Origin of the sequence: Polynucleobacter sp. MWH-UH23A (genome assembly GCF_040409805.1) — a bacterium.
In the GTDB taxonomy this organism is placed as follows: Bacteria; Pseudomonadota; Gammaproteobacteria; order Burkholderiales; family Burkholderiaceae; genus Polynucleobacter.
Window position 1 is genome coordinate 1,318,914 of sequence record NZ_CP099572.1, and the last position, 13,836, is coordinate 1,332,749.

Here is a 13,836-nt window from a genome sequence, read left to right on the forward strand (position 1 = left end):
AAGAGATATCAACATAAACAGCTATTTCCCCTATTTAAAGGGGTGAATAGATGGTGCTATGCAACTAATTGAATCTATATTTTCGGGTTTTGCCCTGATTGATCTCTTCAATACCTATCAATACATCTAGCAACATTTGGGTTGATAGATCAGGATTTTCCTCTAATGCCCTACCCAGACGAACCCAGAATTCAATCTGCCCAGCGGTCGTTCGTTGATTATGTTGCGCTACCACTTCTGCTGCTTGAACAAGCTCTGTTGATAGCCTGATACTTCTAGACATCTATCGACGGTCCATCAAGGCTCTAGCAAGCGTGCCTGCATCCACATACTCAAGCTCACCGCCCACTGGAATACCACGGGCAATGCGCGTGACTTTGATGCCTTTGGTTTTCAGTACTTCACCAATGTAATGAGCGGTAGCCTCGCCCTCACTCGTAAAGTTAGTAGCAAGCACTACTTCTCGAATGGGCACACCGGTATCTGGGTTTTCAATACGAGCTAGTAAGCGGTCAAAATGAATTTCATTCGGGCCCATACCATCGAGCGGTGAAATTCGGCCCATGAGCACAAAGTAATTACCTTTAAAGCTTAAGGTTTGCTCAATCATCACTTGGTCAGCAGGCGTCTCAACAATACAGAGCAAAGACGGATCGCGACGACCATCGGAGCAAGTGGTGCAAATGGGTGTTTCAGAAAAAGTATTGCAACGGGTGCAATGACCTACCCTTTCAACGGCTTCACCTAAAGACTCGGCCAATACCGCAGCGCCATTGCGGTCATGCTGCAATAAATAGAAAGCCATGCGCTGCGCAGACTTGGGTCCTACCCCAGGCAGGACTCTTAATGCTTCGATCAATCGACCGAGTGCATCAGTAGGTGCTTCGTGACGCGCCATGAACTTAAGTGACTAATGATTTAGAAAGGCAACTTAAAGCCGGGAGGCATTGGCATGCCTGCTGTTGCGCCAGACATCAATTGCGCGCTAGCTGCTTCTACTTGCTTAAATGCTTCGGTATATGCCGTGACGATAAGGTCTTCTAACATCTCTCTGTCATCCATTGCGCCTGGATCGATTTGCACGCGCTTGAGCTCATACTTGCCAGAGACGGTTACTTTTACTAAACCACCAGCAGCTTGGCCAGTGACCTCTAGCGCAGCAAGCTCAGCCTGCGCAGTTTTCATCTTCTCTTGCATCTGCTGAGCTTGTTTCATCAAGCCAGCAAGTCCACCTTTCATCATGACTTCTTTTCCTTATTACTTATATATGAATTTAAGAGATTGCCTCAAAGGAGTCTTATAGCGGCTTAACTGAGCCACCGACTACCTTGGCGCCAAACTCTTTTTCTAATTGCTGAATAAATGGATCGGCTGCAATCATTTGTTCTGCATTTAATCTTTTCTCTTGATGAATCTGGGCATCAACCTTCGCTACGGTCTTGCCTTCCACTTCACCCTTTTCAATAATGACTTTGACAGTCTTACCAAAGTGAGTAGTTAAGGCATCGGCTAAACGCGCAATCGATGCTTCAGATGCAAGTTGCGGCATTGGTGTCACAACCACCGCTTTAATCCCGTTTGTTGAATCATTCCAATCTTGCAACTCTGTCTGAAATGCCAACTGCTGCACTAAGCCACGTACAGGCAATTGACGCATCAAACCATGCCAGTCGGGACGATCTACTGGTCCAGCGTTTGCTGGGGCGGCTGGGGCTGGAGTAGAAGTTTTAGCCACAGGCGCCGCCGGGGCAGCACGGTTTGCTGGCGCCACTGACTTTGGTGCAGCAGAGGGTGTTGATGCTGGACGCGCTGTATTTACTGGTGGCGCAGATGGTGCTGTGCTCCCTGAGCTTCCTGAGCTTCCAGGACGAAACGCCAACATACGCAATAAGGTCATGGCAAAGCCAGTTTGCTCATCAGGTGCGAGTGATAAGTCAGGACGGCTGGTAATGGTGATTTGATAAAAGAGTTGGGCTTCTTCTTTTGTGAGCTGACCAGCTAAGCGACGGATCTCACTTGCTTCTGGCCAATCATCTAGTACAGACTCTGGCACGACTTGCGCTGCTGCAATCTTTTGTAACAAGCTGGATAAATCTTGTAAGGCGAGTGAGAAAGACATGCTGCGCTCACACATTTCATTGGCGACTGCTAGAAGGCTTGCGCCATCTTTAGCAATTAAGCAATCCAGAATACGAATGAGATAAGCATCATCTAAGGTGCCGAGCATGCCACGCACTGATTCTTCAGTCACCTTGCCTGCGGCGTAAGCAATCGCTTGGTCTGTTAATGAGAGTGCATCGCGCATCGAGCCTTGGGCTGCTTTAGCCAATACCCGTAAGGCATTGACTTCATAGGCGACTTTTTCAGCGGCAAGGACCTTTTCTAGGTGCTCAACGATGAGTGGTACAGGCATTTGCTTGAGATTGAACTGCAAGCAACGAGACAAGATAGTGACCGGAATCTTTTGGGGGTCAGTCGTTGCCAGAATAAATTTGACGTGCTCTGGAGGCTCTTCCAATGTTTTAAGCATGGCATTGAAAGCATGATTGGTGAGCATGTGCACCTCGTCAATCATGTAAACCTTATAGCGACCATTACTTGGTGCATATGCCGCCTTCTCTAATAAAGAAGCAATGTCATCGACACCACGATTACTAGCAGCGTCCATCTCGATGTAATCGACAAAGCGACCCGCATCTATTTCCATACAGGCAGGACATTTTCCGCAAGGCTCAGAGGTCATCTTTCCGGAACCATCGGCACCAGTGCAATTGAGTGCCTTAGCCATGATTCGAGAAATTGTGGTCTTGCCTACTCCACGGGTGCCAGTAAATAGCCATGCATGGTGTAAGCGACCCTGATCTAAAGCATGGGTTAAGGCCTTAACCACATGGTCTTGTCCAATAAGCTCAGAGAATGTTTTGGGGCGCCACGAACGGGCTAATGCCAGTGCTGTCATGTTCTACATTCTAACAAGCTAAAATGGAATTGGATGGGCCTCCCCGCATGGTGGGTTGGATAACCTGGTCAGGTCGGGAACGAAGCAGCCAAACCCAATTTCTGCCAGTGCCGGGGGTTTGGCTCATCCACCCTATTTTCTACCTTCGTATTCGCGAGCGTTGCCATATTGACAACAAATGTAGCCCCCAAAGCAACATTTAGCTTTCCTAAAAAATCTTCAAAATCCGAAAGATGCCCCAAATCATCCAAATGATGAGCAAAACAACGACGGTTCGTACGTCTAACTGAATCTTGAAAAGACGCAATGTCTTATGGGTGCACTCGACAGATACTTGCAAACCGAACCCTCCTCTATATAGAAAGATTCAGCGTATTTAAATCGCAGAATAATAAATATAAGAAGGGTATGAATAAGTTGTAGGAAAGTTCGTGAACCCTTGAATCAATCCGACTTCAGATTTCGACTTTTAATCACTTGCGCCCAGAGTTCAACTTCACCATTAACGAATTTCTTAAATGCATCTGGAGAGCTGCCAACTAAATCAATTCCGTTTGCAGCCACCTTAGATTGCATCTCGGGTGATTTTAGTGCTTTGGCAGTATCTTGCGCCACCTTAGACGCTATAGCATCAGACATTGCATTGTTAGTAAAGAACCCATACCAAAGAGGCATTGAGTATCCAGGGATGGCAGCCTCAGCTACAGTAGGCACATCAGGTAATGCAGAGGCCCGCTTAGTAGTGGTGACCGCTAAAGCCTTTACCTTGCCAGCCTGAATGTTTGACAAGCTCACTGGTAATCCAGGTAAATACATTTGAACATCGCCAGCCATAAGTGCATTCAATGCCAAAGCGCCACTAGTAAATGGCACATGGGTCATGGTGATGCCCGCTTTAGCATTGAGCAATTCCGCAGCCATATGATCGGCATTACCAATGCCAGCTGAGCTAAAGTTCAATTGATCTGGTCTTTTCTTTGCGTACTCAATAAATTCTTTTAAGGTCTTTACTGGAATATCTTTGTTCACAATTACTACCAGCGGCATTGAGGTAATTTGTGTAACGGGCTTCAAATCTTTTTTCAAGTTGTATCCAAGCTTAGGATAAAAAGAGGCGCTAATTGTGATGGCATTTTGCGCAATCAAGATAGTGTGATCATCCTCTACCCCCGCAACATAAGTTGCTGCCACGTTACCTGCCGCACCTGTCTTATTCTCAACAACCACAGGTTGCCCCCAAATTTCAGATAAAGATGGTGCGATCGTTCTGGCTACCAGATCCATGCTGCTGCCAGGTCCTAAACCAGAAATAATTTTGACTGGGCGATTAGGCCATGTAGCTGGGGTAGTTTGAGCAAAAGCCGAAGTTACGGTCAACCATAATGAAACTATCAGTAGTATTTTTTTCATATCACTTAGTCCTTCTTTGGGATATCGTTAGAACGGTAAATATTTTTCTTGACCAGATTCTTTTGCGACCTGGATCAAGCTCTGTTTTGTATCTTCCGGCAGATGTAGGCCCATTTGCCTATTGCGAATATCTGCCTGATTTTCCATTTCGCCTGGGAAATAAATTTGCTTGTGACCTTCAGCTAACGGCACATCCTTTAATGATCGAATGTAATCATCAATCCGCGCCTCAAACTCAGCAAGTGGTTGAAATGCCTCCACATTCAAAGAAACAATAAAGTGCCCTGCACCACTCTTATTGACTGGATCATATGGTCCATGCACTTGATCTAAAAACGCACTTCCCGATAAAACCCCGGACAAAATATCAACCATCACACCCATGACATATCCTTTATGGCCTGCCATCGGCAATATGAAGCCCTCAATAGCCGCTTGGGGGTCTGTTGTAGGACGTCCTTCTTTATCAATTGCCCAATCCGCCGGGATACTTTGACGACGTTTTTGAGCGAGATAGATTTTTCCGCGCGCCACTCCTGAATTAGCCATGTCCATTACTACCGCGCCATGCTTGCCTGCAGGTACCGCAATAGACCAAGGATTAGTACCAATCTTTTTTTGTCTTCCACCCCATGGCGCCATATTAGGACCTGCATTACTCATCAATATCGAGATACATCCTTGCTGAGCAGCCATTCGCGTGAAATACATGCAGGTACCGAAATGATTGGAGTTGCGAACTGAGACAATACCAACGCTATGTTGCTTTGCTCGCTTGACTGATTCCAGCATGGCACGCTTTGCAATGACTTGCCCAACACCATCATGACCATCCATCACTGCAATTGCCTGCGAATCCACCAACAAGGAAGTATTGGTAACGGGCTTCATGGCCCCGGATTTGAGCCTGGCGTAATACCATGCCAATCGCAACATACCATGCGATGAATGACCCCATAACTCAGCCTGCACTAGGGTGTCGGCTGCCAACAAAGCATCTTCTTCACTCAAGCCAACGCTTTGATAAACCGCCTTAGCAAACTGAATTAACTCGCCATGTGGCACATAATCTTTTATATCGGTCATATTTATTGATGTGAAAAGAGTGTTTGCCCTGGTGCATCCATTCGGGCGGTCAGTATTGAGCCAGAGTCTGTCTCGGTGATAAATAAGTCGCGGCTATCCTTCCCGCCAAACGCCAAATTGGTTGTCATATTCCCCGCACAAGAATTAATTCGGAGTAAAGGTTCACCCTTTGGTGAAAATTTCCAGACAACCCCCATGCCAGCATGGGCAACATATAAATTACCCTCTTGATCTAATGCCAGTCCATCAGGGCCAGATCCTCCAGACATTTGAATGAAATTACCAACGCGGGTAATTGATCCATCCTGCAGTAGCATGGTGCGCCAAATACTATTGGATCGCGTGACCGCAATATAGAGATGACTACCATTTGCACTCAAAACAATCCCATTGGGGCTGGGTGCGTTACTCAATAAACAGGACACCTCCCCCTGGGAGGTCATCCGAAATACTCTGCCACTAGGATCTTGCAGTCCCGTCCGACCTTGATCGGTGAAGTAAAGGTCACCATTGCTAGTAAAAAATAGATCGTTCAAGCCTTTAAATGGCTCTGCATTAAAACTTGTGAGCAAAGGCTTGATTGCTTTGGCTTGAGGATCAAAGAGCATCAAACCATTTTTATGATCGGCTACAAATATGCGTCCATCTCGATGGATTTTTAATCCATTGGGCTCACCGTCGTACTCGATGAGTAATTCAACTTCTCCTGCTGGGTTGGATCTATAGATTCTGCCAAATGCAATATCCACAAAATACAGATTGCCGGCACGATCAAATGAAGGACCTTCGATGTAGGTGTCGGTTTTTAGGGTGCTCTTCCCTGCTGCGATTCTTTCTGCAGGAGCTTGTCCGGGCTTTCGGAATTCTTTTGGAACAGTTGTAAAAACTTCTGTGCTCACAGAAGGTGGCGCTTTAAACATCAAATCTCCGAAATTTAATGATTGGTTATTAGAATACAACTAAAGATCAAAAAGAAATTTAGATCGCCTGCTATTTCTTTACTTCAGATACCAAAACACCCTCTAAGAATTTTGCAGCACTTAGCAAAGCCTCATCTTCTTGGTAATTACCCATCAATTGAATTCCGAGGGGCAATCCATTGGCTGATGTACCTGCTGGCAGATTAATTGCCGGAATGCCTAAGTAGCTACCAAGAGCACAGAAAGACGGATCGCCTGTCCATGTCAGATCTCTGGGGGCCTCGCCCGTTGCCGGTGCTAGTAACAATCCATCAAATTCTTTGAATATCTCGCTGACTGATTTGCGTAACTGTGCCTGCTGGTTTAATGCAGCTTCATACTCAGCCTGGGAGTAATCTGCCCCTTTGGCAGCAAGCTCTTTGATGTTTTCGCAAAGAAGTCCTAAATGATTTTGTAGATGTTCGCGGTGTATCTGCGCAGCCTCATAAGCCATAATCGTCGACATTTGATTTACACCATCCCAGTATTGCTTAGGCAACTCTACTGTCTCTACACTTGCGCCCGCTTGTTGCAATTTTTTGATCGCCGTTTGGATCGCATGCTCTTGCTCAGCACTCATTAAGTGATCAAACGGTGTTTTGAGCAATGCAATCTTCGGCATATGGTTGGTGCTCAATTGCGCTACGTCGTTTACCTTTGTTTTGGCACCCTGATAAGCGCTGCCCTCTTTGAGCAATTGATAGGCATATGCGACATCCTCTACTGATCGAGTAAAAAACCCAATGTGATCCAATGCATATGAAAGTGGATGGGCACCTTCTTTTGAGATGGCACCAAAACTTGGCTTAAATCCCACGACCCCACAAAATGCAGCAGGTCTGACAATCGAGCCCACCGTCTGTGTACCCAGGGCCAGCGGGACTATGCCAGCAGCGACTGCTACCGCAGATCCACTAGAAGAACCACCAGGGGTATGAGCGGAATTGTGGGGATTGACCGTTGGGCCTGGAGTTTTCCAGGCAAATTGAGTAGTTACTGTCTTACCAAAAACAATTCCACCTAAAGCGCGGATCTTTTGCACAATCGGTGCATCTTGCAATGGACGATGATTGGCGTAGATTGGTGAGCCGTTGGTAGTTGGCAAATCTTGAGTGTTAATAATGTCTTTGATACCAATTGGAATACCCGATAAAGGGCCTGGTGCAATCGACTTGATTAAATCTTCTAGTGAATGCCTAGAAACAAAAGCCTTTAAGTTTGGCTCCAATTGATTGGCTAACTCAAATGCATTCTTCAGTAAGTTTTTTGGATCAAGTTGGTGCGCATCAATTTGTTTGGCTACTGCGATTAAACCTACAGCTTGGTGACTATTCTTCATTTTCCGGATTGCTGCCAATCGGTAATCAGGTCTTCAAAAATTTGGGTGGCATCGGTAATTTTGTCTACGTAGCAAAATTCATCGGTTTGATGCGCCATCTCTGGCTGTCCAGGCCCCAGAATGACTGTTGGAGGATTACCGATAGCAGGCTTTAGCGCAGAAGCGTCCGTAAAGTAAGAAACCGTTTTTTCAGTTGGTCTAACGCCATTGACTTGCTCACAACGGTCAAATACTTTTGCCATCCAAGGATCATTTGCAGGTGTGTAAACGCCTTCTATATCAATGATAGTTTCTAGTTTCACAACCGGGCCAAGAGCTTTACATAGACAGCCGTATATATGTTTGTGACTCTGCCCCGCTACCGTACGAATATCTAAAGTCATTTCGGCAGCATCAGGCACAGAGTTGATATTTAAACCCGTTTTAGCAGTACCCACATTCAATGTACCTTGCCCCATCATGGGATGCGCTGGGGTATCAAAAGTAAATTGCTCAAGAGTGATCGCCGCTTTTGCCAATTTATAGAATGCATTGTCACCACGCTCTGGCATTGATCCATGAGCAGTAACACCCTCAGTAGAAGCTTTGAGCCAATAAGCGCCCTTGTGACCCAGCAGTGGCTCATTGGCAGTAGGTTCTGCAACAACAAAACAACCAGCAGGACCTAAAAATTTGAGAATCTCATCACTCGCTGCAAGATGAAACGCCCCTTCACAACCCGTCTCTTCTCCCGCAGTAATAATCATGCTGACACCACCACCTGCTTTAGCAGTTTGCGCGGTTTTCATGGCAGCAACAATAAAAGCAGCAACGCCGCTCTTCATATCGCTAGAGCCACGACCGAATAATTTGCCATCCTCAATTACACCGGCAAATGGTTCATGCTTCCAAGAGCGAGCTCCTAATGGAACAACGTCTACATGACCAGTAAAGCAAATACTTGGATTTGCAGGGCTACAAGCGCCAATTTTGGCAACTAGACTCATCCGCCGTGGGGCAAACTCAATCTTGCGACACTCAAAACCGGCCGACTCCAAAATGCTTACTAGAAAATTACAAATCTGGTCTTCATTACCAGGAGGATTAACCGTATTAAATCGAATCAGCTCTTGGGTTAGTGCAATCGGATCAGGAATAGTCATCATGTGCATTCGAGCAAATTAGGTTGAGGGTGCTTAGTTGAGGAAACCTAGTTAAATAGACTTAACCAAAATAGGCGGCTTGCACCTCTGCATTTTCAGCAAGATCAGTGGCGCTACCCTGCGCCACGACCTGACCTTTCGCAATCACATAGCCGCGATGCGAAATCGCTAAGGTTTGACGGACATTTTGCTCAACCAGTAAGACTGTCGTACCCATTTGATTGATTTCTTTGATGATCTTGAAGTTCTCTTTCACAAATAAAGGGGAAAGACCTAAAGAAGGCTCATCAAAAATGAGAAGTTCGGGAGAGCTCATTAAGCTACGGCCAATTGCCAACATGGCTTGCTCACCGCCAGACATCGTCCCCGCTAATTGATTAGAGCGTTCAGCTAGACGCGGAAATAAAGTCTTTACCCGTTCGCGGCGCTCCTGTATGACCTTTTGATCGCCGATTAGATATGCGCCTGCTGATAAATTTTCATCAACTGTCATTCGAGGAAAAACACGACGCCCTTCCGGCACACAAGCAATACCTTGACCAATAATGCGGTGAGTAGCTAAATGCGTGATGTCCGCACCATTAAAAGTAATCTTGCCACGATTGGCTGGAGTTAAACCCAGGATAGATCGAATGAGAGTGGATTTGCCAGCGCCATTGGCACCTAAGATACAAGTGATTTGTCCACGCTCGACTTGAATCGATACGTCTTCTAGAACATCAATCCGATCGTAGGCTGTATAGATATGGTCGATTTCTAATAAGGCCATAATTATTCCTGCCCCAAATAGGCAACCTGAACTTCGCGGTTGCTCACGATTTCATCATAAGTGCCTTCGGCAATCTTTTTACCGTAATTCAGAACGATACAACGCTCAGTCATGCGCTGAATTAAGCCCATCTCGTGCTCGATCAAAATAATCGTAAAGGGCTTGATTTTGCTTCGCACCTGCAAAATATCATTCATCACTTCCGCAGTTTCGTCGTGCGTCATACCTGCGGATGGCTCATCCAATAACAAGAGATCAGGCTCGCTGATTAAGGCTCGGCAAATCTCAATACGACGTCGATCAATCATTGGCAAACTAGCAACAGGTTCAAATATTTTTGGAGCCAATTTAGGGTTGAAAGTTTTTAACAGGCTTTCTACCTGCTGAACCACTCCTTCATACTCAGCCTTGAACGCCTTGCGAGAGATTAAATTAAAGATTAAACCCGTATTTAGGCGACGATTATCGCCTATAGCAATGTTGTCAAATACCGTTAATGGTAAGGACAAGCGTGAACGTTGGAATGTTCTAGTGATGGCATTCAGATAAACCTGCTGCGCACTTGCATCAGTCAAATCTTGACCACGAAAATGCACGTGTCCAGAACTAGCGCGATACAAGCCTGTGATGACATTAAAAAATGTTGTCTTACCAGATCCATTAGGGCCTAAAAGACCTAGAACCTCGCCTTCATTCACATGCAAATTCAAGGAGTCCAGCGCTGTAACACCACCAAAACGCATGGTGAGATCTTGCGCTTCTAACAATTTAGTCTTGGAATTCAAAGATTGCTGGCTCATTCTTTTCCTCCCGCTTTACCGGCAGGAAAATACTGGCGAACACGTCTTGGCAATAAACCATCGGGACGGAATAGCAAAATCAAAATCACTACGATTGCATACAGCAGAAAGCGATACTCCTGAATAAACTGTAATTTCTCCGGCAGAATCACCACAATCGCGGCTGCAGGAATAATTCCCCATGGGTTTCCAATGCCACCAAGAATCACAATCGAAACCAGAATCAAAGAATCAGCAAAAGTGAAGTTATTTGGCGCCACATAGGCTGTCATCATGCCGTAGAGCGCACCAGCCAAGCCTGCAACAAAGTTACCCAGAGTAAACGCAACAATTTTCCAATAGGCTATGTTGACTCCAAAGGTAGAAGCGGCAATCTCATCCGTACGAACCATATCCATACTCAAGCCGATCCATGAGCGCTCTAAATTGCGAGTAATCCGGAAGGTTGCAATCAGCAGAACCAAGGCGATCACTAAATAAGGAATATAGAAGGACAGCTCAACACCACCCACCTCAAGCCCATTAGAAAGATTCCAGCCAAAAATGGTTAATGGTGGAATTTTTAAGCCTTGCGGACCACCTAGGGTGTCGTTTACCTCTAAGAAGTTGCGGAACAAAATACCAAAAGCAATAGTGACTAGCGCAGCATAATGACCACGCGTTCTCAGCACTGGATAAATCAGGATGGAGCCAATCAAAGCTGAGATCGTTGCCGCAATGAGCAGCACCAATAAATGCGGTACTGCGGTATGCGTAGCTAAAACTGCGGCGGTATAGCTTCCAATACCAAAGAATGCGGCACCCGCAAAGTTCACAATACCTACGTAGCCAAACTGAATATTAAGACCCAAGCAAACGATGGAATAAATCAATACCGTTGCCAGCATCAACAAAGCGAAATGGGAGTTATGAAACACCACCATCATGACCAAGACACCAATCACTGAAGCAGTTGCCGGAAAGCCTGGACGATGACTGACTGCAACAGCCAGGCGATCCATGAACCCAGTTTTCTTACCAACTACACTCGCAACAAAAGCAATCGCGACCAAAGCGCCCACCTCCAACTGGTTTTCAGCGCCAAGTAACAAGATGCAATAAATTAAGCAAACGATGAAAGTAGAGATTAGCAATTTCATACTTACACTCGCTCACTGGATTTTTCTGAGATCAAACCAGTTGGCTTTAATCCCATAATGATGATGATCACCGCAAATGCGAATACATCTTTGTATGCGCTCGGAACGCTGGGCAAGATTGCTGGCAGCAGTACTGCCCCAACCGTTTGAAGAGCGGCAAATAAGAAGCCGCCAACAATCGCTCCATAGAAATTACCTAAACCACCAACAACTGCAGCAGAGAATCCAATCACACCTAAAAGTAAGCCCATACTGAAATTGACTTCGTTGTAATACAAGCCATTCATCAAACCTGCTAGCGCAGCCAATGCAGATCCCAGCATAAAAGTAATCAGCACAATTTGTCGAAAGTTAATGCCCATGATGCGTGCAGTTTCACTATCTTGCGCAACTGCGCGAATCGCTAATCCGACCTTGCTTTTGGTAATCAGCCTCTGCACAGCAAGAATCGTAATCACACCAGTAGCTAGAAGAATCAAACTATCCGAGCGCAATATGAATTCTCCAATAGCAATCCCATCACTCGGAAGGAGCCTTGGGAATGGTTTTGGATTGGATCCATTTGGATAAAACAAGCGAACCAACTCACGCAAAGCCAAGCCCAACATCAAAGTAACTAGCAATGTATTAATTGGGGGTGCTTTTTGGAGAGGCAGAATCAAATAGCGCGCAATGATTGCACCAAGAAATGCCGCTATCGAAAGGCTTACTAACACCAGCACAAGCAGCTGCAACCATGGAGATTCAAAAGTTCCAGCAATGCCAATATAAGTGGTGAGGCCAGCAAAGGCCCCCACCATCAAGATATCGCCATGCGAAAACTTAATAACGTCCAGAACACCAAAGTACAGGGTGAAGCCGACCGCCACAATTGCGTATATAACGCCCAGCATCAACCCATTAAGAAGATACTGCAAAAAAATATCAAATGACACGCTAGAACACTTTCCTCTTAGCTAGAAAATCTATGAAGAATTATTGACCTAGCTTACGCTGTCCTTTGGCATACAAACTATCTTCCCAAACAACCCATTTGCCATCTTGCGCAACATATTTGGAAATCAAAGGAACGATATTTTGTCGATGATCGTCAAAACTTACCTTACCAATAATCGTTTCCACATTTTGGGTGTTGTTCAGCACTGCCATGACTTTCTTGCGATCAGGTCCAGCCTTTTCGATCGCATCAATAATCAGAGTTGCTGCAGTGTAGGCAAATGGTCCGTATGCCTCTGGAGCATCAGGATATTTTTGTTGATTGTATTTAGCAATAAACCCGAGACCGCCTGGTAACTTCTCCCATGGAGCGCCTTCAATAAATGAGAGCGAACCTTCAGAGAGTTTGCCCAAGCCCTCAATGTAGGCATCAGACTTAATTCCAGATGTGCCTTCAAATACAGCCTTAATACCCAGACGATCCATCTGGGTACGAATGCGGATACCGATAGGAGTCAAACCTCCGAAATAGACTACCTCAGGCTTTAACTCTTTTACTTTGGTCAACTCAGCCGTGAAATCCTGCTGATCTGCAGTAACACCAAAGGTTCCCAAAATCTGTCCACCATTTTTGGTGAGATATTGGGAGAAATATTTATTGTGACCTTTACCGTAGTCAGTGGTGTCATGAATGATGACCCACTTCTTGTAGCCAAGCCCTGTAAGAAACTTTGCTGCAACTTCGTTTTGGTTAATCATGGTGCCATTAACACGGTGAACTTCTTTGTAGTTGTTGGCGTAGGTAATTTCAGGCAAAACTGCACCCCACACCATGACAGGCAAGCCAAACTTGTGATAAACGTCGACCGTACTCATAGCAACTGCAGAACAGTAGTGAGTAACACCAGCAATAATTGAACTATCTGAAGCGATCTTGGTTGCAACCTGTACACCTACGTTCGGTTTGCATTCATCATCAGCCGCAACTAGTTCGTACTTGTACTTTGCATTTGGGTCCTGGTTCTTTAATCGAACCGCCAAATCAGCAGAGTTTCGACCACCAATACCATTGGCTGAAACACCCCCTGTTAAAGGTCCAATATAGGCGATTTTGACGGTATCTTTGGCAGATACACTCCCTGAAATACTGATAACTAGGGCTACAAACAACGTAGAAATACGTGATTTCATGCTGGATCTCCTTATTTATAGGTAGTACTGCTTTTTTCTTAGTGTAGCAAAGCTCTTAAATTTGAATATACAACTTATAAAAATCGCAAAGTAGTACGGACAAGCA

15 protein-coding genes and 1 other RNA gene are annotated in these 13,836 nt (G+C 45.5%); 1 reads left to right on the top strand and 15 read right to left on the bottom strand.

Annotated elements, in window-relative coordinates:
- Positions 1-64 precede the first annotated feature (64 nt).
- The 4 genes from NHB35_RS06870 to dnaX are packed head-to-tail and all read right to left on the bottom strand — an operon-like array spanning position 65 to position 2,959.
- Entirely contained in the window at positions 65-283 is a 219-nt protein-coding gene (locus NHB35_RS06870; RefSeq protein WP_353431635.1) for a hypothetical protein, read from the bottom strand.
- On the bottom strand, positions 284-898 hold the full coding sequence (gene recR / locus NHB35_RS06875) for a recombination mediator RecR (RefSeq protein WP_353431636.1): 615 nt from the start codon (positions 896-898) through the stop codon (positions 284-286). It lies immediately after the preceding gene.
- 20 nt (positions 899-918) lie between these two features.
- Entirely contained in the window at positions 919-1,242 is a 324-nt protein-coding gene (locus tag NHB35_RS06880) for a YbaB/EbfC family nucleoid-associated protein (RefSeq protein WP_173955967.1), read from the bottom strand.
- A gap of 55 nt (positions 1,243-1,297) precedes the next feature.
- Positions 1,298-2,959 carry a DNA polymerase III subunit gamma/tau gene (gene dnaX / locus NHB35_RS06885; RefSeq protein ID WP_353431637.1) on the bottom strand — a complete coding sequence of 554 codons (1,662 nt, stop codon included), beginning with the start codon at positions 2,957-2,959 and terminating at the stop codon, positions 1,298-1,300.
- Between the two features lie 32 nt (positions 2,960-2,991).
- Between dnaX and ffs the strand changes: the two genes are divergently transcribed.
- Positions 2,992-3,090: signal recognition particle sRNA small type (ffs, locus tag NHB35_RS06890), an RNA gene on the top strand.
- 77 nt (positions 3,091-3,167) lie between these two features.
- Here the strand turns inward: ffs and NHB35_RS06895 are convergent.
- From NHB35_RS06895 to NHB35_RS06945, 11 genes are all read right to left on the bottom strand, one after another.
- Positions 3,168-3,299 (bottom strand): hypothetical protein, encoded by a 132-nt coding sequence (locus tag NHB35_RS06895; protein ID WP_353431638.1) that lies wholly within the window; start codon positions 3,297-3,299, stop codon positions 3,168-3,170.
- A gap of 104 nt (positions 3,300-3,403) precedes the next feature.
- Positions 3,404-4,369 carry a tripartite tricarboxylate transporter substrate binding protein gene (locus NHB35_RS06900; RefSeq protein WP_353431639.1) on the bottom strand — a complete coding sequence of 322 codons (966 nt, stop codon included), beginning with the start codon at positions 4,367-4,369 and terminating at the stop codon, positions 3,404-3,406.
- A gap of 27 nt (positions 4,370-4,396) precedes the next feature.
- Complete coding sequence (locus tag NHB35_RS06905) at positions 4,397-5,455, bottom strand: Ldh family oxidoreductase (RefSeq protein WP_353431640.1); 1,059 nt, start codon at positions 5,453-5,455, stop codon at positions 4,397-4,399.
- A 2-nt stretch (positions 5,456-5,457) separates the two neighbouring features.
- A complete protein-coding gene (locus NHB35_RS06910) occupies positions 5,458-6,375 on the bottom strand; it encodes an SMP-30/gluconolactonase/LRE family protein (protein WP_353431641.1) in 918 nt (305 codons plus the stop codon).
- Between the two features lie 70 nt (positions 6,376-6,445).
- Complete coding sequence (locus NHB35_RS06915) at positions 6,446-7,753, bottom strand: amidase (protein WP_353431642.1); 1,308 nt, start codon at positions 7,751-7,753, stop codon at positions 6,446-6,448.
- A complete protein-coding gene (locus tag NHB35_RS06920) occupies positions 7,750-8,898 on the bottom strand; it encodes a M20 family metallopeptidase (protein ID WP_353431643.1) in 1,149 nt (382 codons plus the stop codon). Before NHB35_RS06920 ends, NHB35_RS06915 begins: the two co-directional genes overlap by 4 nt.
- A gap of 58 nt (positions 8,899-8,956) precedes the next feature.
- A complete protein-coding gene (locus NHB35_RS06925) occupies positions 8,957-9,664 on the bottom strand; it encodes an ABC transporter ATP-binding protein (RefSeq protein ID WP_353431644.1) in 708 nt (235 codons plus the stop codon).
- A 2-nt stretch (positions 9,665-9,666) separates the two neighbouring features.
- A complete protein-coding gene (locus NHB35_RS06930) occupies positions 9,667-10,464 on the bottom strand; it encodes an ABC transporter ATP-binding protein (protein WP_353431645.1) in 798 nt (265 codons plus the stop codon).
- Complete coding sequence (locus NHB35_RS06935) at positions 10,461-11,603, bottom strand: branched-chain amino acid ABC transporter permease (protein ID WP_353431646.1); 1,143 nt, start codon at positions 11,601-11,603, stop codon at positions 10,461-10,463. The genes NHB35_RS06930 and NHB35_RS06935 overlap by 4 nt, the downstream gene beginning before the upstream one ends.
- Positions 11,604-11,605: 2 nt before the next feature.
- Positions 11,606-12,538 carry a branched-chain amino acid ABC transporter permease gene (locus tag NHB35_RS06940; RefSeq protein ID WP_353431647.1) on the bottom strand — a complete coding sequence of 311 codons (933 nt, stop codon included), beginning with the start codon at positions 12,536-12,538 and terminating at the stop codon, positions 11,606-11,608.
- 40 nt (positions 12,539-12,578) lie between these two features.
- Positions 12,579-13,730 (bottom strand): branched-chain amino acid ABC transporter substrate-binding protein, encoded by a 1,152-nt coding sequence (locus NHB35_RS06945; protein ID WP_353431648.1) that lies wholly within the window; start codon positions 13,728-13,730, stop codon positions 12,579-12,581.
- Positions 13,731-13,836: the final 106 nt, after the last annotated feature.

Bases quoted from the DNA above. Each gene is read 5' to 3' on its own strand.
- NHB35_RS06870 (WP_353431635.1), bottom strand. From the start codon at position 283: ATGTCTAGAAGTATCAGGCTATCAACAGAGCTTGTTCAAGCAGCAGAA.
- recR (WP_353431636.1), bottom strand. From the start codon at position 898: ATGGCGCGTCACGAAGCACCTACTGATGCACTCGGTCGATTGATCGAA.
- NHB35_RS06880 (WP_173955967.1), bottom strand. From the start codon at position 1,242: ATGATGAAAGGTGGACTTGCTGGCTTGATGAAACAAGCTCAGCAGATG.
- dnaX (WP_353431637.1), bottom strand. From the start codon at position 2,959: ATGACAGCACTGGCATTAGCCCGTTCGTGGCGCCCCAAAACATTCTCT.
- NHB35_RS06900 (WP_353431639.1), bottom strand. From the start codon at position 4,369: ATGAAAAAAATACTACTGATAGTTTCATTATGGTTGACCGTAACTTCG.
- NHB35_RS06905 (WP_353431640.1), bottom strand. From the start codon at position 5,455: ATGACCGATATAAAAGATTATGTGCCACATGGCGAGTTAATTCAGTTT.
- NHB35_RS06910 (WP_353431641.1), bottom strand. From the start codon at position 6,375: ATGTTTAAAGCGCCACCTTCTGTGAGCACAGAAGTTTTTACAACTGTT.
- NHB35_RS06915 (WP_353431642.1), bottom strand. From the start codon at position 7,753: ATGAAGAATAGTCACCAAGCTGTAGGTTTAATCGCAGTAGCCAAACAA.
- NHB35_RS06920 (WP_353431643.1), bottom strand. From the start codon at position 8,898: ATGATGACTATTCCTGATCCGATTGCACTAACCCAAGAGCTGATTCGA.
- NHB35_RS06925 (WP_353431644.1), bottom strand. From the start codon at position 9,664: ATGGCCTTATTAGAAATCGACCATATCTATACAGCCTACGATCGGATT.
- NHB35_RS06930 (WP_353431645.1), bottom strand. From the start codon at position 10,464: ATGAGCCAGCAATCTTTGAATTCCAAGACTAAATTGTTAGAAGCGCAA.
- NHB35_RS06935 (WP_353431646.1), bottom strand. From the start codon at position 11,603: ATGAAATTGCTAATCTCTACTTTCATCGTTTGCTTAATTTATTGCATC.
- NHB35_RS06945 (WP_353431648.1), bottom strand. From the start codon at position 13,730: ATGAAATCACGTATTTCTACGTTGTTTGTAGCCCTAGTTATCAGTATT.